The organism is Pseudomonas sp. P110(2024) (assembly GCF_057480795.1).
Window position 1 is genome coordinate 76,684 of record NZ_JBLIYT010000013.1, and the last position, 21,846, is coordinate 98,529.

Below are 21,846 nucleotides of genomic sequence, written 5' to 3' on the forward strand. Positions count from 1 at the left end.
ACGATAAGACCAAGGCGCGGTCATCATAGCCTGGTGGCGCAGGGCTGTGGATTAAGGTTGCAGGGGCAGGTGACGGTGGCCAGCGGGGCCACTGTCGCGGTGGTGGGGAGCGTCAGTAGTTGCTGTATGGCAGCAGCCAACTGACGCTGAAATCAGCGTTCGGATAGTCAAGACGCAGGCGCGGCAGTACGAAGCCGCCGCACGAGCGGCAGGTATCCATCAGGGTGAAGACCTTGATGCTGGCGATCTCGTCACTGCGGGCGAGCAAGTCCTGGTTGATCGTCGAGGCGATCAGGCGCTCGGAATCCAGATGGCGCCAGTGGTTCTTGATGATCAGCCAGTTGGCGCGGCGCAGGACGGGGAGGTGGGTGAAGCGTGGATCCGGGTCCAGTCCCTGCATGCGGGCGCGGGCGTCAATGTAGTCGATGGGCGGCTGTTGGCCCGGCGCGGGAGGATGGAGACCGATCCCCCGTTTCGCCCGGCCACCGGACAACGCGAAGTACACGTGGCGGCTGCCGTCCCTCAAGGTGACGGTGGCAAAAGCGAAATTGGCCCCCGACAGGTGTTGGCGCAATTGCCTCATGCCACCGTCGGTCAGCATCTGGGCAACGCTCAGTGGGGTGTAGGCGCTGCGTGCGCCCGAGGCGGGTAGCAGCAGGTTGAGCACGCCGTTGACATGCAATTGCTCCACGGCATCGAAGCTGGCCAGGTTATGAAATTCGGGGATGATCATTTTGTTCAGTCCCGTTACATCGTTCAGCGAAAAACCGGCCAGTTGATCCTGCGCCCGGGACGAGGTCAGGATGTTGCGGGCAAATTCCGGGTATTGCGCCTCTTCCAGCTGGTCGAGTGCGCTCTGCAGGGCGGTCGGTACGCTGGGTGGATTGCTGCGTCGATTGTGGCGTACCCAGTCGCGCAGCAGGCCGGCGAGGTTGTCGATGTCCTGTTGCAGGTTCGGCCTGGTGGCCACGATGCGATAGGTTTCGCTGACATCGAGGTATTGGGCGATGGCGTTCAAGTCGGTGACTCGGGTAAAGGTCAGGCGGGTGTCCTGTGCCGGGATGGGGTACTGGCTGGGGGTCAGCGTGCCCTGGCGCAAGGCGGCGGTCTGGCTGCGCTGCCAGGCTTCGAAGTCGAACGGGGCGCCGTAGAATACGCCGGTATCGGCTTCGACCAACAACCAGTCGCTGTCCAGGTACTGCACGCGCGCACCGCGCAAGGTGCGACGGTCGGCAAGGCCTCGGATCAACCGGCCTAGCCGGACCGGTGGGCAGTGGCCGCTGAACAGCGCGACCTGATCGACTGTCATGTCGGCCGGCAGGCCGAACCAGTGTTCGCTTACCGGGTAACCCAGTACGCCGTCCTCGTAGTAGTGCGGCGGATTAAGCAGGCCCATGGCATCGGCCTCGTCGTCGCTCAGGGGGGTGAGGGCCCTTCGACTGCTGGCAGGTTGGCGTCCTCTGCCGGGAATGATTTCCTGCGTGTATTGCACCAGGCGATTCTCGCGCACCATGACCTGCGCCACGCTGTCGCCGTGTGCGCCGTTGGCGCGGTAGGTGATCGGCTGCGGTTCGATACGGATGGTCTCGAAGGCGTGGCTCACTTGTTGGCCGTAGGCGGGCGTGCCGGCCTGGTTGGCGGGTGGCGCCAGCTGAAGCGCGATACCCTGTGCGGGAGCATCCGGATAGGGCGGTGCTTGGCGTACAGGGTCTTGTGCCCACAGCAGGGGCGTATTGCGCACACGCTCGGCCACGCCGGCAGGCTGACCGATGCGGTGGCGATAGGCGACTCCGTTGATGATCGCGTCGACATGGTCTGGGTCGCGGATGATGAACACCGGGTAGACGACCGGGTTGGAGGCTTTTTCCCACGCTCTGGTGATATCGTCGCCCTCGCCCAGCAGCAGTCTGATGGCATTGGGCTTGTGGCCGGGCAGCAGTTTGTGCTGGGGAATCGGTGCGGCGAGGCTGGCCCGTGTGCGTGCGTCGGTGCCGCCCGGCCAGTCGCTGGGGCCTGCGCCGCGGCGATGCAGCCTGGTGGGCAGTGGCTGGCCCTTCCAGTGCCTGGCGGCTCGCAACATGCCAAGGCGCAGCGCCTTGGCGTTTTTGCCAGCTGCGCCATGGAGCCGCGCCAGGGGTTTGATGAGGCGTCCGCCCAAGACGAAGGCACTGCCCGCGGTGCCAAGTACGTCCAGGCCGCAGCCCAATGCTTCTGTACCATTGCGCACGCCGAAGCAGCTTAGCCCGGGCACCAGGTTGGACAGCAGCTTGAACAGGTAGCGTCCGATACTGTCCTTGCGCTGTTCGGCGAGGAACTGTTCGTGTGATGTCGTACCTTTGCAGATGCCATACAGTGCGTCGCAGTTGCCCAAAGCGATGGATTCTGCGTAATAGCGGATCAATGCTTCCAGGCGATGTTCAATCGGCGCTTTGCCCAATTCCACAATTGTTGGCCATGGCGCGACCTGCCAGGGAATAGTGGTTTCGTTGTAGTCGGTGTAGTCCAGAGGCAGGGGCTCGATCCATCGTTCGCGTTGTGTGCTGGTGACGACATGGCGACGCCAGGTCAGCTTCTCTGGAAACAGCTCATAGAAGGTGTCGACAGTGTCGCCGTAGAGATGGACGATGATGCCTTGGGTGCCGATTTCCATTCTCCAGTCCGCGATGGGTGAGTCTCCGTAGCTGGGAACGCTGCCTTTGATAGGGCCTATGTACGTCGGCCATGTGACGGCATGGCAATGCCAATCACTGTTCTTCATTCGGTCCTGGTCTGTTTGGGGCAGATGGCGCAATAAGCGCTGCATTGCATCGGCGTAGATCATCTGGGCACGTTGGCGCCATGCCTGGAACTCGCGGTCGTAACGTGCCGTGGCGTCCGGCAGTTGGCTGTGCCGATAGCCTGCTCCGTGATCCAGGTAGGCATTGACGTGCAGTTGGTTGTCCACGTTGCTGCCCTGCGGATCGATGCCTGCCTGGCGCAGCTCATGCCGAGCCAGCTCGAAGCGATCAGGGACATCGCGAAGGCTCTCCCGGTCCCAGGCGGTGAGGTAATGGTCATAGGCCAGTTGCCATTGTGCTTTAGACCAGGGTGGAGGTTGCTTGAGCAGGCCCTGCAACTGAACCCACTCGGCGACGGTCGCTGCCAAGGCCCCCTCGAACGCCGGGGTAGCCTGCTTGTCGGGCAGGTCGGTAGCTTGTTCTGCAGCGGCGAAGGTCACGGGCTTGCGCTGGGCCAGCAGCAGATAGGCACCTTGGCGCAGGTTGGCCCAGCGCACATCGTGATCGTAGAGATAGTCGTCGGGAGCGTCGTCGATAAGCAGCTCAGGTGCGAAGCGGCGTAACAGCAGTTCGGCAGCCAGTTCTGCCATGGCGGGCACGCCGCCAAGATGACTGTGCAGGCTGTTGATCAGGTCGAGGCGAATTTCGCTCAAATGCTGGTATTTGTTGTGTGCGTTGAACAGCGCGAAATCGAGGATATGGCCTGGACGGTACTTGGTCGCAGGATAGAGTGCATCGATCAAGGTCTGTTCGACCAGGGCGCGGTACGCGGGGGCGTTTGCCGGCGTGCTGTCCCACTGCACTGCTGCCGCCAGGCGTTGGCCCAGGCGGTCGAAGGTGATAGCGCCCAGCAAGGCATCCAGTACCTGGCCTGCCGGGGCGTTCAGGGCGGGGCCATCCAGCGTGATGCGCCCATACTGGTTGACCGGCTTGTCTGTCTTGCGCTCCCGCGCAGTGGCGAAACGATAGTGCAAGCCTTGGTAAAAGAATGTGGCCTGCAGTTCATTGAGCAGTTTCTCGAAGAGATGCTGACCGGGTGTCGCTTTGAACAGGTGAGTGGCCAGGATGGGAAGGTCAAGGTGCTCGTCGAGTTCCAGTCTGGGCTGCTGCGGGCGCAGGGGCTTCACGCTCAGTTTGCCGCGGAGTAACAGCGTTGCCGCAAGGTAGGTGACGGCGCGTGTCAGGCGTGGATAGGTGTGCCAGAGCGCCTGGGCGAAGCTGGCGACTGCGTAAGGTGTGTCAAGGTGTGAGTCAGGTAGCAGCTCAGGAAATCTGCCGGTGTCGGCAACCTTGATCAGTTGCCCGGCCAAGGTGCCGTAGAAGAGTGCACAGTCGTTGTGGTTCGCTGGCTGAGAGCGCTCGCGTCCCAGAAAGCGATTAAGGTACAGCCTGGCGTGCTCGCTACCCAGCGCTGTCTCCAGGGCTGTCTCGAGCTCCAGATCCATGAGCATTCTCGGATAGAGAGCGTCCACGCCGAAGGCTTGGTCGAAATGGTCGTTAAGCGAGGTGGCGATGTCCTGAGGTCCGGAGAGCTCGCTTACGACGATGACATCGGCGGGAGTCAGGGCGAGGATTTTTGCCTTTTCGGCGGCGTTGAGATGAGAGCGGCGAAACATGCGGGAGCCTCCGTTTTGGAAGGCCGCAGTTTGTCGGAGTGGGGCAGGTCGGTGCGGTAAGAGGATATGGCGTGGCGTTAAAGGTGTCTTGACGGTGTGAAAACGTGATGATGGGGAAGCTCCCGCAGGTCAGCCGTTTTCACACTGTCGAACGGTGCGCGGGTTATTCCTGGTCGGCGCTGGATTGATCATCGCCGTCCTGGTCGACGGCGGGCGTCGGTTCGGCGTGGGCGGCAACGGATTGCTCTTCGGGGTTCAGGCTTGGGAAGGGAAGATTCGGGATTTCATGCATCTCGTCGTTCCTCGCAAGTGTGAGTGAAAAGGCGGCGCCAGGGCGCATGTGTGGCTTCGAAAAGCTGGGGCAGGATACAGCAGTCTGGGTGACAGTTTGAGATTTTTGCCGGGCGCTGGTCGGTTCAAGCGGTCGGCTATCGGTCAAGGGGAGCTTCAGGAGGGCGCGTGGGAGCGGGCTTGCCCCGCGATAGCACTATCGCGGGGCAAGCCCGCTCCCACGCCACATCGGCCAGATATCAGCGACAGACGTCGGCGATGGCCGCCGCCAATTGCTCCAGGCGTCGTGTATCCGCCCCGGCGATGTTCGCCCGGCCGGTACCGACCATGTACACACTGTGCCGCTCACGCAGCAGGCGCACTTGCTCGGGGTTCAGCCCGGTGTAAGAGAACATCCCGCGTTGCGCGGCGATGTGCGCGAAACGCTCGGCCAGGCCATGTGGGGCCAGCGCCTGCACCAGGCCTAGACGAAGCTCGGCGATGCGCTGGCGCATGGCGTTCACTTCCTCGACCCACAGCGCCTTGAGCGCCGGATCACCGAGGATCTCGGCGACCACCGCGGCGCCATGGTCCGGTGGCGTCGACCACAGGTTGCGCGCAATGAACGCCAATTGGCTGCGCACATCCAGCAGTTTCTCGGCATCGTGGCTGCACACCAGCAGGGCGCCGGTGCGATCGCGGTACAGGCCGAAGTTCTTCGAGCAGGAGCTGGTGACCAGCAGTTCTGGCAGTTCGGCGGCAAATAGGCGCACCGCCCATGCGTCTTCTTCCAGGCCGTCACCGAAGCCTTGGTAGGCGAAGTCGATCAACGGCAGCAGGTTGCGGCGCTTGACGATGTCGAGCACCGCGCGCCAGTCGTCCTGGCCCAGGTCGAAGCCGGTCGGGTTGTGGCAGCAGGCGTGCAGCAGCACCACATCGCCTTGCGCTGCCTGTTCCAGCGCGGCGAGCATGCCGTCGACGTTCAGGCGGTTGTCCTTGCCCACGTAGGGGTAGTGCGACACCGTGAGCCCGGCGCCGGCGAAGATCGTCTCGTGGATCGGCCAGGTCGGGTCGCTTAGCCAGATACCACGCCCCGGCAGGCAATGGGCGATGAACTCCGCGGCCAGGCGCAGGGCACCGGTGCCGCCCGGGGTTTGGGTCGCGCCGGCGCGCTGGCTGGCCAGCAGCGGCGAGTCGCTACCCAGCACCAGTTCGCTGACCAGGCGGCCAAACGCCGCGTCGCCATGGCCGCCGATGTAGCTTTTGGTGGCCTGGCGTTCGACCAGGCGCTGCTCGGCCTGTTTGACCGCCGCGGGAATCGGCGTCAGACCCTGGGCGTCCTTGAACACGCCGACTCCCAGGTCAAACTTGGCCGGGTTGGCGTCGCGGGCGTAGGCCTCCATCAGCCCGAGGATCGGGTCGCCAGGGACCCGGCCGATGGCTGCGAAGTGCATCACTTGCGCCCTTCGGCGGTCTTGGCGACTTCGTCGGTGCGCGCGCACATGATGAAGTCGTTGCGGTGCAGGCCCTTGATCGAGTGGCTCCACCAGGTCACGGTGACCTTGCCCCATTCGGTCAGCAGGCCCGGGTGATGGCCTTCGGCTTCAGCGATTTCGCCAATGGCATTGGTGAAAGCCAGGGCGTGCTTGAAGTTCTTGAACAGGAACACGCGCTCGAGCTCCATGTGGCCGTCGCGGACTTCGATGTTCCAGTCCGGGATCTCGCGGATCAGTTCCGCCAGTTCCTCGTCGGTGACTTTCGGCGCATCGGCGCGGCAGGCTTCGCAGTGGGCTTGGTTCAAGGCATTCATGGGTGTTTTCCGGTTTGAGTTGTTATCGACAGGGGCGCTCAGGCGGCGACCTTGGGTGGAAACTTCGGTGCGTGCAGGCCCAGCTGCATGGCTTGGTGGACCATGGCCATGATGTCTTCGTGGGCCAGGTCGAACAGGCGCTTCATGTTCGGCAGGACGAAGTACAGGGGCTGCAGGATATCGATGCGATACGGCGTGCGCATGGCCTCGATCGGGTCGAAGGCCTGGTGCTCCGGCTCGCCTGACAGGCTGTAGACGGTCTCCTTCGGCGAGGAGAGGATACCGCCGCCGTAGATCTTGCGACCCTGCGCGGTTTCCATCAGGCCGAACTCGATGGTCATCCAGTACAGGCGCGCCAGGTACACACGCTGTTCCTTGGTCGCCGCCAGGCCGAGTTTGCCGTAGGTGTGGGTGAATTCGGCGAAGAAGGGGTTGGTCAGCAGCGGGCAGTGACCGAAGATCTCGTGGAAGATGTCGGGCTCCTGCAGGTAGTCCAGCTCTTCGGGTGTGCGGATGAAGGTGGCGACCGGGAAGCGCTTGCTGGCCAGCAGCTCGAAGAAGGTCTGGAAAGGGATCAGCGCCGGCACGCGGGCAACCTGCCAGCCGGTGGTGGCGCCCAGCACCTTGTTGATTTCGCCGAGCTGGGGGATGCGGTCATGGGGCAGCTTGAGCTGCTCGATGCCGTCCAGGTATTCCTGGCATGCCCGGCCTTCGATCACTTTCAGTTGGCGAGTGATCAGGGTGTTCCACACCGCATGCTCTTGTTGCGGGTAGTCGATAAAACCATGCGCATCGGGCTCGCGTGCCACGTATTGCGTCTGTTTCATGTGGCTCTCCTGGTGAGGGCGTTCTTGTTATGTACAGGACATACCTTAGGAATATCCCTACAAACGCGGCTTTGCACCGGGGTTGAGGCCAGTTATGGCTATCCGCTGGTCCTGAAATCGTAACGATAATTTTACAAAAATGCCCTTGTGCCGGAAAATCACGGGTATCGAGCTGGGCAGAAGGGTAATTCTGTCAGTTTATCTTTACGAATTTTCCGCGTGCCGAGTAAAAACCTTGGCCGCTTCGAGACCTTTCATGCGTATCAAAGTGCACTGCCAGAACCGCATCGGCATCCTGCGGGATATCCTCAACCTGCTGGTGGAGTACGGCATCAACGTGTTGCGCGGCGAGGTGGGCGGCGATCATGGCAACGCCATCTACCTGCACTGCCCAAACCTGATCAACTTGCAGTTCCAGGCGCTGCGGCCGAAGTTCGAGTCGATCGCCGGGGTGTTCGGGGTCAAGCGCGTCGGCCTGATGCCCAGCGAGCGCCGACACATGGAACTGAACGCTTTGCTGGGCGCGCTGGATTTCCCGGTGCTGTCGATCGACATGGGTGGCAGCATCGTTGCCGCCAACCGTGGCGCGGCACAGTTGCTCGGGGTGCGGGTGGACGAGGTGCCGGGCATTCCGTTGTCGCGCTATGTCGAGGACTTCGACCTGCCGGAGCTGATCCGCGCCAACAAGTCGCGCATCAACGGCCTGCGCATCAAGGTCAAGGGCGATGTGTTCCTCGCTGATATCGCGCCATTGCAGTCGGAGCACGATGACAGCGAGGCCCTGGCGGGTGCGGTGATCACCCTGCATCGCGCCGATCGCATCGGCGAGCGTATCTACAACGTGCGCAAGCAGGAGCTGCGAGGCTTCGACAGCATCTTCCAGAGCTCGCGGGTGATGGCTGCGGTGGTGCGCGAGGCGCGGCGCATGGCGCCGCTGGATGCGCCGCTGCTGATCGAGGGCGAGACCGGTACCGGCAAGGAATTGCTGGCGCGCGCCTGCCACTTGGCCAGCCCCCGTGGCCAGGCGCCGCTGATGGCGCTCAACTGCGCCGGCCTGCCGGAGTCGATGGCCGAAACCGAGCTGTTCGGCTACGGCCCGGGGGCGTTCGAAGGCGCGCGTGCCGAAGGCAAGCTGGGGCTGCTGGAGCTTACCGCCGGTGGCACGCTGTTCCTCGATGGCGTCGGGGAGATGAGCCCGCGCTTGCAGGTCAAGCTGCTGCGCTTTCTGCAGGATGGCTGTTTCCGCCGGGTCGGCAGTGACGAAGAGGTGTACCTGGATGTGCGGGTGATCTGCGCGACCCAGGTCGACCTGTCCGAGCTATGTGCCCGGGGCGAGTTCCGCCAGGACCTCTACCATCGCCTCAACGTGCTGTCGCTGCATATTCCGCCGCTGCGCGAATGCATGGATGGCCTGGAGGGGCTGGTGCAGCACTTCCTTGACCAGGCCAGCCGGCAGATCGGTTGCCCGATGCCGCGCTTGGCACCGGCGGCGATGGACAAGCTTGCTCAATATCATTGGCCGGGCAACGTGCGCCAGCTGGAGAACGTGCTGTTCCAGGCGGTGTCGTTGTGCGAGGGCGGGGTGGTGAAGAGCGAACATATCCGTTTGCCGGATTATGGCGCACGCCAGCCATTGGGCGAGTTTTCCCTGGATGGCGATCTTTCGCAAATTGTCGGGCGGTTTGAAAAGGCGGTATTGGAAAGTTTGATGAGTGAATTTCCAAGTAGCCGGGCGCTGGGGAAAAGATTGGGGGTTTCCCATACGACCATTGCCAACAAGTTGCGGGATTATTCGTTGAGCAAGTCAGGGGAGTGAGCGTGGCTAATTGCCTTAAAAGTTACACTTGGTCTTGTGGGCGCGGACTTGTGTCGCGAAAGGGCTGCGTAGCAGCCCCGGGGTTTTAGCAGCATGCAAAGATCGCCGGGGCCGCTTTGCGGCCCTTTCGCGACAAAAGGCCGCTCCTACAGGGATCGCGCAAGGCTTGAGATTGGCGCGGTCGCCTCAGCCGTTGGAACAACCGTTCCCCATCACGCGGTATTCGAGAATATGCTTCTGGCCCTGGGAGTCCTCGTAGGTCATACGGGCCGGCACCACTTCGCAGACATTTGGCACTTCGCTCATGGAGATGACGCGGGCGATGTCCAGGTGCTGCGAATAACTGTACTGTTCAACCGGAATCTGCTCGACATCTTTTGCTTCGCCGGCCAATGCCGCGCCGCAAAAACCGCCAAGTACCAATACCAGTAAAGCTTTCATTTTCAAGTTACCTGTCTAAGGTCGTGAGGGGGCACGCGGCGCTTATGGCGCCGCGAGTACAGCAAGTTTCAACTATCGGGATGAGATACGGATTAACGCTGCCTGCGTGGGGGCTGTTACCAAGTTAATCGCGTTGCCGTTGCTGGCGAGATGAATTTTAGGGGGGGCGCCCACGGCTGAAACAGAGGGGGTTTTGATAAAGTCTTTTGACAGAATCTGTAACAATCCCCGTCGAAACCCTGTCTTTTCCTCTCGACGATGGCTGCATGCCATGTACTAGAGCGGTCGCGCCCGATCGGTAGGTCGACGACCCGTCGTGTTACTACCAACGTCGAATGGTCTTGGCCGCTCTGGTACAGTTACAAACGGTTCCATACAAAAACAACTATTACACCGAGGTAACACAGATGAGTGCGGCTCCACTGTATCCCGTTCGTCCCGAGGTTGCGGCCAGTACCCTGACCGACGAGGCCACCTACAAGGCCATGTACCAGCAATCGGTGATCAACCCGGACGGCTTCTGGCGCGAGCAGGCCCAGCGTCTGGACTGGATCAAGCCTTTCACCAAGGTCAAGCAGACCTCGTTCGACGACCACCATGTCGACATCAAGTGGTTCGCCGACGGCACTCTGAACGTTTCCTACAATTGCCTGGACCGCCATCTCGCCGAGCGCGGCGACCAGCTGGCGATCATCTGGGAAGGCGACGACCCTTCCGAACACCGCAACATTACCTATCGCGAGCTCCACGAGCAGGTCTGCAAGTTCGCCAACGCCCTGCGTGGCCAGGATGTGCACCGTGGTGACGTGGTGACCATCTACATGCCGATGATCCCCGAGGCCGTGGTCGCCATGCTGGCCTGTGCCCGCATCGGCGCGATCCACTCGGTGGTGTTCGGCGGCTTCTCGCCGGAGGCGCTGGCCGGGCGCATCATCGACTGCAAGTCGAAAGTGGTGATCACCGCCGACGAAGGCCTGCGCGGTGGCCGTCGCACCCCGCTCAAGGCCAATGTCGACCTGGCCCTGACCAACCCTGAAACCAACAGCGTACAGAAGATCATCGTGTGCAAGCGCACCGGTGGCGACATCGCTTGGCACCAGCACCGCGACATCTGGTACGAAGACCTGATGAAGGTTGCTTCCAGCCACTGCGCGCCGAAAGAGATGGGCGCCGAGGAGGCGCTGTTCATCCTCTATACCTCCGGTTCCACCGGCAAGCCCAAGGGCGTGCTGCACACCACCGGCGGTTACCTGGTGTATGCCGCGCTGACCCACGAGCGCGTGTTCGACTACCGTCCGGGCGAGGTCTACTGGTGCACCGCCGATGTGGGCTGGGTCACCGGCCACAGCTACATCGTCTACGGCCCGCTGGCCAATGGCGCCACCACACTGCTGTTCGAGGGCGTGCCGAACTACCCGGACATCACCCGGGTGTCGAAGATCGTCGACAAGCACAAGGTCAATATCCTCTACACCGCGCCGACCGCCATTCGCGCCATGATGGCCGAGGGCGAGGCGGCGGTGGCCGGTGCTGATGGCTCCAGTCTGCGCCTGCTGGGCTCGGTGGGTGAGCCGATCAACCCCGAGGCCTGGAACTGGTACTACAAGACCGTCGGCAAGGAACGTTGCCCGATTGTCGATACCTGGTGGCAGACCGAGACCGGCGGTGTACTGATCAGCCCGCTGCCGGGCGCCACCGCGCTGAAGCCGGGCTCGGCGACGCGTCCGTTCTTCGGCGTGGTGCCAGCGCTGGTGGATAACCTGGGCAACCTGATCGAAGGCGCCGCCGAGGGCAACCTGGTGATCCTCGACTCCTGGCCGGGTCAGTCGCGTTCGCTGTACGGCGACCACGACCGTTTCGTCGACACCTACTTCAAGACCTTCCGCGGCATGTACTTCACCGGTGACGGTGCCCGTCGCGATGAGGACGGCTATTACTGGATCACCGGTCGCGTCGACGACGTGCTCAACGTCTCCGGGCACCGCATGGGCACTGCCGAGATCGAGAGCGCGATGGTGGCGCATCCGAAGGTCGCCGAGGCGGCCGTGGTGGGCGTGCCGCACGACATCAAGGGGCAGGGTATCTACGTCTATGTCACCCTCAACGCCGGCGAGGAGTCGAGCGAGCAACTGCGCCAGGAGCTGAAGAACTGGGTGCGCAAGGAGATCGGCCCGATCGCCTCGCCGGATGTGATTCAGTGGGCGCCGGGGCTGCCGAAGACCCGCTCGGGCAAGATCATGCGCCGCATCCTGCGCAAGATCGCCACCGGCGAGTACGATGCGCTGGGTGATATCTCCACCCTGGCCGACCCAGGGGTGGTGCAGCACCTGATCGACACCCACAAGGCGATGAGTCTGGCCACCGCTTGAGTTGAAGCATCGCAATCGTGGGGGTGGACCTTTCCCGCGATACGGTCATCAGCAAAAACCCCGCCCATGCCCGGCGGGGTTTTTGCTTTACTGATACCGACTGTTACTCCGACATCCATCGGTAACCCTGGCTGTCACCGATTTCGCCCAAATGCGGGGCTTGTGGAAACATTCGCGTGCCATTTGAGTGCATTGCTGCGAGCATTTTGTGCGGGGTCGCACGCTGCACTTGCCGGAATACAAGGCTTTGCCAATAATGGGCCCGCTTATTGCTTTGGGTATAGGTTATTTCTCTTTTGCTCTTGCATATCTCGCAGGAGCTGTCAATATCGCCCGCCGCGGTTCCTGGCGCTTCTGTAATTAGTTGTCGCTTTGAAGAAATATCGACCACCGGGCTGTCGCTAGAATGCCACTCACTCGCTCGTGGTCTGCGACCTTGGTCGAAACCTGCGCGGCTCGCGCTGTACCCATTCGCATATCGGGCAGCCGTTACAACTGCCTTGTATTGCCCCGTACCGATGGAGTTACCTGATGAAGAAGCTCGCACTGCTTGGCGCCCTGGCGCTTTCCGTGTTTTCCCTGGTATCGCAGGCCGATGAGAAGCCGTTGAAGATCGGTATCGAGGCCGCCTACCCACCCTTCGCCTTCAAGCAACCCGATGGCAGCCTCGCCGGCTTCGACTACGACATCGGCAACGCCCTGTGCGAACAGATGAAAGCCAAGTGCACCTGGGTCGAGCAGGAGTTCGACGGCCTGATTCCTGCGCTGAAAGTGCGCAAGATCGACGCCATCCTCTCGTCCATGTCGATCACTGATGATCGCAAGAAGTCGGTCGACTTCACCAAGCGCTACTACCTCACCCCGGCGCGTCTGGTCATGAAGGAAGGCACTGCCGTCAGCGACAGCCTGGTTGAGCTCAAGGGGAAGAAGATCGGCGTGCAGCGCGGCTCCATCCATGATCGCTTCGCCAAGGAAGTCCTGGGCGCGCAAGGCGCTACCGTCGTGCCTTACGGCACCCAGAACGAAATCTACCTGGACGTCGCCGCCGGTCGCCTGGACGGTACCGTGGCCGACGCCACCCTGCTCGAAGACGGTTTCCTGAAAACCGACGCCGGCAAGGGCTTCGCCTTCGTAGGCCCGGCCTTCACCGATACCAAGTACTTCGGTGACGGTGTCGGCATTGCCGTGCGCAAGGGCGACACCGCCAACGCCGAGCGCATTAACGCGGCCATCGACGCTATCCGCGCCAACGGCAAATACAAAGAAATCGAGAAGAAGTACTTCAACTTCGATATCTACGGTCCAGACTCGAAGTAAGCCCTCGAGTTTCACCTGTGCAATGGTGCAAACAGCAGAATCTCTGAGGTTTGCACCATTTTTCATTCCCAAGCCCTGAGGAATTCGAATCATGTTGAAAGGCTATGGGGCAGTCATCCTCGATGGGGCGTGGCTGACGCTGCAGCTCGCCCTGTCGTCGATGGCCCTGGCCATCGTCCTCGGCCTGATCGGCGTGGCGCTGCGCTTGTCGCCGGTGCGCTGGCTGGCCTGGCTGGGGGATCTGTATTCCACGGTGATCCGTGGCATCCCTGACCTGGTCCTGATCCTGCTGATCTTCTATGGCGGCCAGGACATCATCAACCGGGTGGCGCCGCTGCTCGGCTATGACGACTACATCGACCTGAACCCGCTGGTCGCCGGCATCGGCACCCTGGGCTTCATCTTTGGTGCCTACCTCTCGGAAACCTTCCGCGGCGCTTTCCTGGGTATTCCCAAGGGGCAGGCCGAGGCGGGCGCGGCCTATGGCATGAGCGGTGTCCAGGTGTTCTTCCGCATCATGGTGCCGCAGATGATCCGTCTGGCGATCCCTGGCTTCACCAACAACTGGCTGGTGCTGACCAAGGCGACCGCGCTGATTTCGGTGGTCGGCCTGCAGGACATGATGTTCAAGGCCAAGCAGGCGGCGGACGCCACCCGCGAACCCTTCACCTTCTTCCTCGCGGTGGCGGCGTTGTACCTGGTGCTGACCAGTGTCTCGCTGCTGGCGCTGAAGTATCTCGAGAAGCGCTACTCGGTGGGCGTCAAGGCGGCTGAACTATGATCTTCGACTACAACGTCATCTGGGAGGCCATGCCGCTTTATCTGGGCGGCCTCCTGACCACCCTCAAGCTGCTGGCGCTGTCGCTGCTGTTCGGTCTGCTGGCGGCTGTTCCGCTGGGCCTGATGCGCGTCTCCAGGCAGCCGCTGGTGAACATGAGCGCCTGGCTGTACACCTACGTGATCCGCGGCACGCCGATGCTGGTGCAGCTGTTTTTGATCTACTACGGCCTGGCCCAGTTCGAGGCGGTGCGCGAAAGCTTCCTGTGGCCGTGGCTGTCCAGCGCGACCTTCTGCGCCTGCCTGGCTTTTGCCATCAACACCAGCGCCTACACCGCCGAGATCATCGCTGGCAGCCTCAAGGCCACGCCTCACGGCGAGATCGAGGCGGCCAAGGCCATCGGCATGTCGCGCATGAAGATGTACCGCCGCATCCTCCTGCCTTCGGCGCTGCGCCGGGCGCTGCCGCAGTACAGCAACGAAGTGATCATGATGCTGCAGACCACCAGTCTGGCGTCGATCGTCACCCTGATCGACATCACCGGTGCCGCGCGCACGGTCAACGCCCAGTACTACCTGCCTTTCGAGGCCTACATCACGGCGGGCGTGTTCTACCTGTGCCTGACCTTCATCCTCGTGCGCCTGTTCAAGATGGCCGAACGCCGCTGGCTCGGCTACCTGGCGCCGCGCAAGCACTGACCGCTCTGTGAGATCCGACAGCATGTACAAACTCCAAATCCAAGACCTGCACAAGCGCTACGGCAGCCATGAGGTGCTCAAGGGCGTCTCCCTCGAAGCCAAGGCAGGCGACGTCATCAGCATCATCGGCTCCAGCGGTTCGGGCAAATCGACCTTCCTGCGCTGCATCAACCTGCTGGAGCAGCCGCACGCGGGCAAGATCCTGCTCAACAACGAAGAGCTCAAGCTGGTGGCCGGCAAGGACGGCGCGCTCAAGGCCGCCGACCCGAAACAACTGCAGCGCATGCGCTCCCGGCTGTCGATGGTGTTTCAGCATTTCAACCTCTGGTCGCACATGACCGCGCTTGAGAACGTCATCGAAGCGCCGGTGCACGTGCTGGGGGTGAACAAGAAGGAAGCGCTGGAGAAGGCCGAGCACTACCTGGCGAAGGTCGGCGTGTCCCATCGCAAGGATGCCTTCCCTGGCCACATGTCCGGCGGCGAGCAGCAGCGCGTGGCCATCGCCCGCGCCCTGGCCATGGAGCCTGAGGTGATGCTGTTTGACGAACCGACCTCGGCGCTCGACCCGGAGCTGGTGGGCGATGTGCTCAAGGTCATGCAGTCGCTGGCCCAGGAAGGCCGCACCATGGTCGTGGTCACTCACGAGATGGGCTTTGCCCGCGAGGTGTCCAACCAGCTGGTGTTCCTGCACAAGGGGTTGGTGGAGGAGCGCGGCTGCCCGCGCGAGGTGCTGGTCAATCCGCAGTCCGAGCGCCTCAAGCAGTTCCTTTCCGGCAGCTTGAAGTAATCGCTGCACATTTGCACCCTAATGGGGCATGCTGCGCCATCCGCGCGGCACGCCCTGGCGCCACAAGCGCGAACCCTTCCTTCCAGGTTTCGGACCACGCCCTATGACCACCCAGCGAATCGGATTTCTCATCTGGCCAAGTACCAAGCCGCTGACCCTGGCGTTGGCTGAAGAGGTGCTGCAGGTGGCCCAGCGGGTGCATCCGGACGTGGTCTACGAGTTGAGCTATCTGCAGGCCGAAGCCGGGCAGGAGGGCCCCTGGCGCTTGCCGGGCGAGGCATGGAACGGTCGTCTCGAGGGTTGCCACAAACTGTTCCTGCTGGCCGATGAGCCGCCGGTGACAATCGGATCGTCGCTGTCCGCCGCGCTCAAGCAACTGGCGCGCAGCGGCTGCATGATCGGTGGCCTGTCCGCCGGCGTGTACCCACTGGCGGCGCTGGGCCTGCTCGATGGCTACCGCGCCGCGGTGCACTGGCGTTGGCAGGATGATTTCGCCGAGCGCTACCCCAAGGTGATCGCCACCAGTCATCTGTTCGACTGGGACCGTGACCGCCTGACGGCCTGCGGTGGCATGGCAGTGACCGACCTGTTGCTGGCGGTGCTGGCGCGCGATCATGGCGCGGAGCTGGCGGGCGCGGTGTCCGAAGAGCTGGTGGTCGAGCGTATCCGTGAAGGCGGCGAGCGCCAGCGCATTCCGCTGCAGAATCGCCTGGGCTCCAGTCATCCCAAGCTCACCCAGGCGGTGCTGCTGATGGAGGCCAATATCGAGGAGCCGCTGACCACCGACGAGATCGCCCAGCATGTGTGCGTGTCCCGTCGCCAGCTGGAGCGGATTTTCAAGCAGTACCTCAATCGAGTGCCCAGTCAGTATTACCTGGAGCTGCGCCTGAACAAGGCACGGCAGATGCTGATGCAGACCAGCAAGTCGATCATCCAGATCGGGCTGTCCTGCGGGTTCTCCTCGGGGCCGCATTTCTCCAGTGCGTACCGCAACTTCTTTGGCGCCACGCCGCGTGAAGACCGTAACCAGCGGCGCAGCAGCAGCCCATTCGAGCTGAGTTCGGCGCCGGCCGAGCGGGGCTGAAGACCTTCCTTCCTGCGAAGACGCTATCGCGGGGCAGGCCCGCTCCCACGGCTTGCGCTGTGTGTGGGAGAGGGTTTGCCCCGCGATGGGGTTTATATATGTGAACACCCGTTCACCCAATTCTCGCCGGGCATCTCCCCGACACCCCGTCCTCCCGTTACACTGCGCGATTGCGACACTGTTTGTCGCATTGCCGAAAACCGCGTGAAAACACGGTTTGGCGCTGTAACAAGTTGTCGCCTGGCAGCAAGGACAGGCGCCAATCAGTCCTTACAATCCCCTCATCGCTCGCCACTTCCAGGCCAGCGTTCCTCTTCAGGAGACTCAGATGTCCGTTGAGCAAGCCCCGGTGCAACGTGCCGATTTCGACCAGGTCATGGTTCCCAACTACTCCCCGGCGGCGTTCATTCCTGTACGAGGCGAGGGTTCCCGAGTCTGGGACCAGACCGGTCGCGAGCTGATCGACTTCGCCGGCGGCATTGCCGTGAATGCCCTGGGCCACTGCCACCCGGCGCTGGTCAAGGCGCTCACCGAGCAGGCCAACACCCTCTGGCACGTCTCCAACGTGTTCACCAATGAGCCGGCCCTGCGCCTGGCGCACAAGCTGGTTGACGCGACCTTTGCCGAGCGCGCGTTCTTCTGCAACTCCGGCGCCGAGTCCAACGAGGCCGCCTTCAAGCTGGCCCGTCGCGTCGCCCACGACCGCTTTGGCCCGGAGAAGCACGAGATCATCGCGACCGTGAACAGCTTCCACGGTCGTACCCTGTTCACCGTCAGCGTCGGTGGCCAGCCCAAGTACTCCGACGGCTTCGGTCCGAAGATCACCGGCATCAGCCACGTGCCGTACAACGACCTGGAAGCGCTGAAGGCACAGATTTCCGACAAGACCTGCGCCGTGGTCATCGAGCCGATCCAGGGCGAGAGCGGCGTGGTCCCGGCCGACAAGGCCTACCTGGAAGGCGCGCGCAAGCTGTGCGATGAGCACAACGCATTGCTGATCTTCGACGAAGTGCAGACCGGCGTTGGCCGTACCGGCTCGCTGTATGCCTACCAGCACTACGGCGTGACCCCGGACATCCTGACCAGCGCCAAGAGCCTGGGCGGCGGCTTCCCGATCGGCGCCATGCTGACCACCAGTGACCTGGCCAAGCACCTGGCCGTCGGCACCCACGGCACTACCTACGGCGGCAACCCGCTGGCCTGTGCCGTCGCCTGCGCCGTGCTTGATGTGGTCAACACCCCGCAAACCCTGGCAGGCATCAAGGCCAAGCATGAGCGCTTCAAGGCCCGTCTGGAGAAGATCGGCCAGGAAACCGGCTTGTTCACCCTGGTGCGTGGCGTCGGCCTGCTGATCGGCTGCGTGCTGAGCGAGGCCTGGAAAGGCAAGGCCAAGGACATTCTAAACGCCGCCGAGAAGGAGGGCGTGATGGTTCTGCAGGCCGGTCCCGACGTGGTGCGCTTCGCCCCGAGCCTTGTGGTCGAGGATGCCGACATCGACGAAGGCCTGGATCGTTTCGAGCGTGCCGTGGCAAAACTGACCAAGGGCTGATCGCCCTTCGCCGGCCTCCAGACGGGGCCGGCGATACCTGAATTCCAGTGCGGGCACCTGCTTGCAGGTGGTGGCGCGTGCCCGCCGTTTTTCCGTGCCGATGTGATCGGCGCGCTTTCCCGAAAGGAGTGACACCATGCTGGTGATGCGCCCCGCGCAAATGGCTGATCTGAACGAAGTGCAGCGCATGGCTGCCGACAGCCCCATTGGTGTCACCTCGCTGCCGGATGACGCCGGCCGCCTGGGCGACAAGATCGCCGCCTCGGAAACCTCCTTCGCCGCCGAGGTCAGCTTCAATGGCGAGGAGAGCTACTTCTTCGTGCTCGAGGACAGCGCCACCGGCAAACTGGTCGGCTGCTCGGCCATTGTCGCCTCGGCCGGCTACTCCGAGCCGTTCTACAGTTTTCGCAACGAGACCTTCGTGCACGCCTCCCGCGAGCTGAAGATCCACAACAAGATCCACGTCCTGTCGCTGTGCCACGACCTCACCGGCAACAGCTTGCTGACCAGTTTCTACGTGGTGCCGGAGCTGGTGAGCAGCGCCTTCGCCGAGCTCAACTCCCGCGGCCGCCTGCTGTTCATGGCCGCGCACCCCGAGCGCTTCGCCGACTCGGTGGTGACCGAGATTGTCGGCTACAGCGACGAGCAGGGCGAGTCGCCGTTCTGGGACGCCATCGGCCGCAACTTCTTCGACCTCAACTACGCCGACGCCGAGCGCCTCTGCGGCCTCAAGAGCCGCACCTTCCTCGCCGAACTGATGCCGCACTACCCGATCTATGTGCCGCTGTTGGCCGACCAGGCACAGGAAGCCATGGGCCAGGTGCACCCGCGGGCGCAGATCACCTTCGACATCCTCATGCGCGAAGGCTTCGAGACCGAGCACTACATCGACATCTTCGACGGCGGCCCGACCCTGCACGCCCGCGCCTCGGGTATCCGCTCCATCGCCCAGAGCCGGGTGGTGCCGGTCAAGCTCGACCAGACGCCGGTCAAGGGTGGCCGTCCGTACCTGGTGTGCAACGGCCAGTTGCAGGATTACCGCGCCGTGCTGCTGGAGCTGGACTGGGTGCCGGGCAAGCCGGTCAGCCTGAGCGGCGAAGCCGCCGAGGCCCTGGGGGTCGGCGAAGGCGCCAGCGTGCGCCTGGTCGCGGTCTGAACCGCCGCAACAGAGAGTTTCGCGGCAGGCACAGACCGCCGCACAAGGAGATAGCATGATCGTTCGTCCTGTACGCAGCAGCGATTTACCCGCGCTGATCGAATTGGCCCGCAGCACCGGCACCACCGGGCTGACCACGCTGCCCGCCAACGAGGAGCGCCTCGGCCAGCGCGTCGGCTGGGCCGAGAAGAGCTTTCGCGGCGAAGCCGAGCGCGGCGACACCGACTACCTGTTCGTGCTGGAGAACGACGAAGGCCTGGTGGTCGGCATCAGCGCCATCGCCGGTGCCGTCGGCCTGCGTGAGCCCTGGTACAACTACCGGGTCGGGCTGACCGTCAGCGCCTCGCAGGAACTGAACATCTACCGCGAGATTCCCACGCTGTTCCTGGCCAACGATCTGACCGGCAACTCCGAGCTGTGCTCGCTGTTCCTGCGCAGCGACTACCGCAGCGGTCTCAATGGTCGTCTGCTGTCCAAGGCGCGGATGCTGTTCATCGCCGAGTTCCCGCAGCTGTTCGGCAACAAGATCATCGCCGAGATGCGCGGCATGTCCGACGAGGCAGGCCGTTCGCCCTTCTGGGAGAGCCTGGGCCGGCACTTCTTCAGGATGGAGTTCAGCCAGGCCGACTACCTGACCGGCGTGGGCAACAAGTCGTTCATCGCCGAGCTGATGCCCAAGTTTCCACTGTACACCTGCTTCCTCTCGGAAGCGGCGCGCAATGTCATCGGTCGCGTGCACACCGACACGGAGCCGGCGCTGGCCATGCTCAAGCGCGAAGGCTTCAACTACCAGGGTTACGTCGACATCTTCGACGCAGGTCCCGCCATCGAGTGCGAGACCTCGAAGATCCGCGCCGTGCGTGACAGCGAGACCCTGGTACTGGCCGTCGGCACCCCGGGTGACGACGCCACCCCTTACATCATTCACAACCGCAAGCGCGAAGATTGCCGCATCACCGCCGCACCGGCGCGCCTGGCGGCAGGCACCCTGGTGGTCGATCCGCAGACTGCCAAGCGCCTGCGCCTGGGCGCCGGCGACAATGTCCGCGCCGTGCCGCTGTCCGCCGGTCGGGAGGCCCAGTAAATGAACACGCATTACATCGCCGGCCACTGGCTGGCCGGCCAGGGTGAAACCCTGCAGTCGCTCAATCCCGTCACCCAGGCGGTGATATGGCAAGGGCAGGGCGCCGACGCCACCCAGGTCGAAGCTGCCGTGCAGGCCGCCCGCCAGGCGTTCCCGGCCTGGGCTTCGCTGAGCCTGGAAGCGCGTATCAGCGTGCTGGAGGCCTTTGCCGACAAGCTCAAGGCCAATGCCGAGGCGTTGTCGCGCTGCATTGGTGAGGAAACCGGCAAGCCTCTGTGGGAGTCGGCTACCGAAGTGACCAGCATGGTCAACAAGGTCGCCATCTCGGTGCAAAGCTATCGCGAGCGCACCGGCGAGAAGAGCGGCCCGCTGGCCGACGCCACCGCCGTGCTGCGGCACAAGCCCCATGGCGTGGTGGCGGTGTTCGGCCCGTACAACTTCCCCGGCCACTTGCCCAACGGGCACATTGTTCCGGCGCTGCTGGCCGGCAACTGCGTGGTGTTCAAGCCCAGCGAGCTGACCCCGAAGGTCGCCGAGCTGACGGTGCAGTGCTGGATCGAGGCTGGCTTGCCGGCCGGCGTGCTCAACCTGGTCCAGGGCGCTCGCGATACCGGCGTCGCGCTGGCCGCTAACCCGGGTATCGATGGCTTGTTCTTCACCGGTTCCAGTCGCACCGGCAACCTGCTGCACCAGCAGTTCGCCGGCCGCCCGGACAAGATTCTCGCCCTGGAAATGGGCGGCAACAACCCGCTGGTTGTCGATGAGGTCAAGGACCTGGACGCTGCGGTGTACACCATCATCCAGTCGGCGTTCATCTCCGCCGGCCAGCGCTGCACCTGCGCCCGCCGCCTGCTGGTGCCGCAGGGCGCCTGGGGTGACGCGCTGATCCAGCGCCTGGTCGAGGTGAGCCGCAACATCAGTGTGGGTGCCTTCGATCAGCAACCCGCGCCATTCATGGGCTCGGTGATATCGCTGCAGGCGGCCCGCGCGCTGCTGGCGGCCCAGGCCGACCTGCTCGCCAAGGGCGCGGTGACGCTGCTGGAGATGACCCAGCCGCAGGCCGACGCGGCCTTGCTCACGCCGGGCATCATCGATGTCAGCGCCGTGGCCGAGCGCCCGGACGAAGAGTTCTTCGGCCCGCTGCTGCAGGTGATCCGCTACGCCGACTTCGATGCGGCGATCAAGGAGGCCAACAACACCCAGTACGGCCTGGCCGCCGGCCTGCTGTCGGACTCCAATGCCCGCTACCAGCACTTCTGGCTGCGCAGCCGCGCCGGCATCGTCAACTGGAACAAGCAGCTGACCGGCGCCGCCAGCAGCGCGCCGTTCGGTGGCGTCGGCGCCAGCGGCAACCACCGCGCCAGCGCCTACTACGCGGCGGACTACTGCGCCTACCCCGTGGCTTCGCTGGAGACCGCGAGCCTTGCACTGCCGGCGACCCTGACGCCGGGCGTCACCCTATAACAA

Annotated in this window: 17 protein-coding genes; 11 read left to right on the plus strand and 6 right to left on the minus strand. The window is 63.3% G+C overall.

Translation table 11 applies throughout. The features are described from left to right. Positions 1 to 112: 112 nt before the first annotated feature. From AC25ND_RS20555 to phhA, 5 genes are all read right to left on the minus strand, one after another. The gene (locus tag AC25ND_RS20555; RefSeq protein WP_486976564.1) at positions 113 to 4,393 is read right to left on the minus strand and encodes a deaminase domain-containing protein; all 4,281 of its coding nucleotides are present in this window, start codon (positions 4,391 to 4,393) and stop codon (positions 113 to 115) included. A 163-nt stretch (positions 4,394 to 4,556) separates the two neighbouring features. Next, on the minus strand, positions 4,557 to 4,685 hold the full coding sequence (locus tag AC25ND_RS20560; RefSeq protein WP_256582346.1) for a hypothetical protein: 129 nt from the start codon (positions 4,683 to 4,685) through the stop codon (positions 4,557 to 4,559). A gap of 238 nt (positions 4,686 to 4,923) precedes the next feature. Next, positions 4,924 to 6,120 carry an amino acid aminotransferase gene (locus AC25ND_RS20565; RefSeq protein ID WP_182324074.1) on the minus strand — a complete coding sequence of 399 codons (1,197 nt, stop codon included), beginning with the start codon at positions 6,118 to 6,120 and terminating at the stop codon, positions 4,924 to 4,926. Beyond that, entirely contained in the window at positions 6,117 to 6,473 is a 357-nt protein-coding gene (locus AC25ND_RS20570) for a 4a-hydroxytetrahydrobiopterin dehydratase (protein ID WP_028691075.1), read from the minus strand. The genes AC25ND_RS20565 and AC25ND_RS20570 overlap by 4 nt, the downstream gene beginning before the upstream one ends. A 38-nt stretch (positions 6,474 to 6,511) precedes the next feature. After that, a complete protein-coding gene (gene phhA / locus AC25ND_RS20575) occupies positions 6,512 to 7,300 on the minus strand; it encodes a phenylalanine 4-monooxygenase (protein WP_062360651.1) in 789 nt (262 codons plus the stop codon). Positions 7,301 to 7,556: 256 nt separating this feature from the next. Here phhA and AC25ND_RS20580 point away from each other — a divergent pair, with 256 nt between their 5' ends. Next, positions 7,557 to 9,116 (plus strand): sigma-54-dependent phenylalanine hydroxylase transcriptional regulator PhhR, encoded by a 1,560-nt coding sequence (locus AC25ND_RS20580; RefSeq protein WP_028691073.1) that lies wholly within the window; start codon positions 7,557 to 7,559, stop codon positions 9,114 to 9,116. A gap of 186 nt (positions 9,117 to 9,302) precedes the next feature. Here AC25ND_RS20580 and AC25ND_RS20585 read toward each other — a convergent pair whose 3' ends face one another. Next, entirely contained in the window at positions 9,303 to 9,557 is a 255-nt protein-coding gene (locus AC25ND_RS20585) for a DUF2790 domain-containing protein (RefSeq protein WP_023630669.1), read from the minus strand. A 407-nt stretch (positions 9,558 to 9,964) separates the two neighbouring features. Between AC25ND_RS20585 and acs the strand changes: the two genes are divergently transcribed. From acs to astD, 10 genes are all read left to right on the plus strand, one after another. After that, entirely contained in the window at positions 9,965 to 11,926 is a 1,962-nt protein-coding gene (gene acs, locus AC25ND_RS20590; RefSeq protein ID WP_028691072.1) for an acetate--CoA ligase, read from the plus strand. Positions 11,927 to 12,457: 531 nt separating this feature from the next. Next, positions 12,458 to 13,243: an ABC transporter substrate-binding protein gene (locus AC25ND_RS20595; RefSeq protein ID WP_028691071.1), complete on the plus strand. Its 786-nt coding sequence runs from the start codon at positions 12,458 to 12,460 to the stop codon at positions 13,241 to 13,243. A 91-nt stretch (positions 13,244 to 13,334) separates the two neighbouring features. Next, positions 13,335 to 14,024, plus strand: a complete 690-nt coding sequence (locus AC25ND_RS20600; RefSeq protein WP_028691070.1) for an ABC transporter permease — start codon at positions 13,335 to 13,337, stop codon at positions 14,022 to 14,024. After that, entirely contained in the window at positions 14,021 to 14,719 is a 699-nt protein-coding gene (locus tag AC25ND_RS20605; protein WP_028691069.1) for an ABC transporter permease, read from the plus strand. Before AC25ND_RS20600 ends, AC25ND_RS20605 begins: the two co-directional genes overlap by 4 nt. 22 nt (positions 14,720 to 14,741) lie before the next feature. Then, entirely contained in the window at positions 14,742 to 15,506 is a 765-nt protein-coding gene (locus tag AC25ND_RS20610) for an ABC transporter ATP-binding protein (protein ID WP_023630946.1), read from the plus strand. A 103-nt stretch (positions 15,507 to 15,609) separates the two neighbouring features. Next, complete coding sequence (argR, locus tag AC25ND_RS20615; RefSeq protein ID WP_028691068.1) at positions 15,610 to 16,590, plus strand: transcriptional regulator ArgR; 981 nt, start codon at positions 15,610 to 15,612, stop codon at positions 16,588 to 16,590. 328 nt (positions 16,591 to 16,918) lie between these two features. Beyond that, positions 16,919 to 18,139, plus strand: coding sequence for an aspartate aminotransferase family protein (locus AC25ND_RS20620; protein WP_028691067.1), 1,221 nt, complete (start codon positions 16,919 to 16,921; stop codon positions 18,137 to 18,139). A 136-nt stretch (positions 18,140 to 18,275) separates the two neighbouring features. Beyond that, entirely contained in the window at positions 18,276 to 19,295 is a 1,020-nt protein-coding gene (gene aruF, locus AC25ND_RS20625) for an arginine/ornithine succinyltransferase subunit alpha (RefSeq protein WP_028691066.1), read from the plus strand. Between the two features lie 55 nt (positions 19,296 to 19,350). Then, on the plus strand, positions 19,351 to 20,379 hold the full coding sequence (gene astA / locus AC25ND_RS20630) for an arginine N-succinyltransferase (protein WP_028691065.1): 1,029 nt from the start codon (positions 19,351 to 19,353) through the stop codon (positions 20,377 to 20,379). Then, complete coding sequence (astD, locus tag AC25ND_RS20635; protein ID WP_062360656.1) at positions 20,380 to 21,843, plus strand: succinylglutamate-semialdehyde dehydrogenase; 1,464 nt, start codon at positions 20,380 to 20,382, stop codon at positions 21,841 to 21,843. The last annotated feature ends 3 nt before the right edge of the window (positions 21,844 to 21,846 follow it).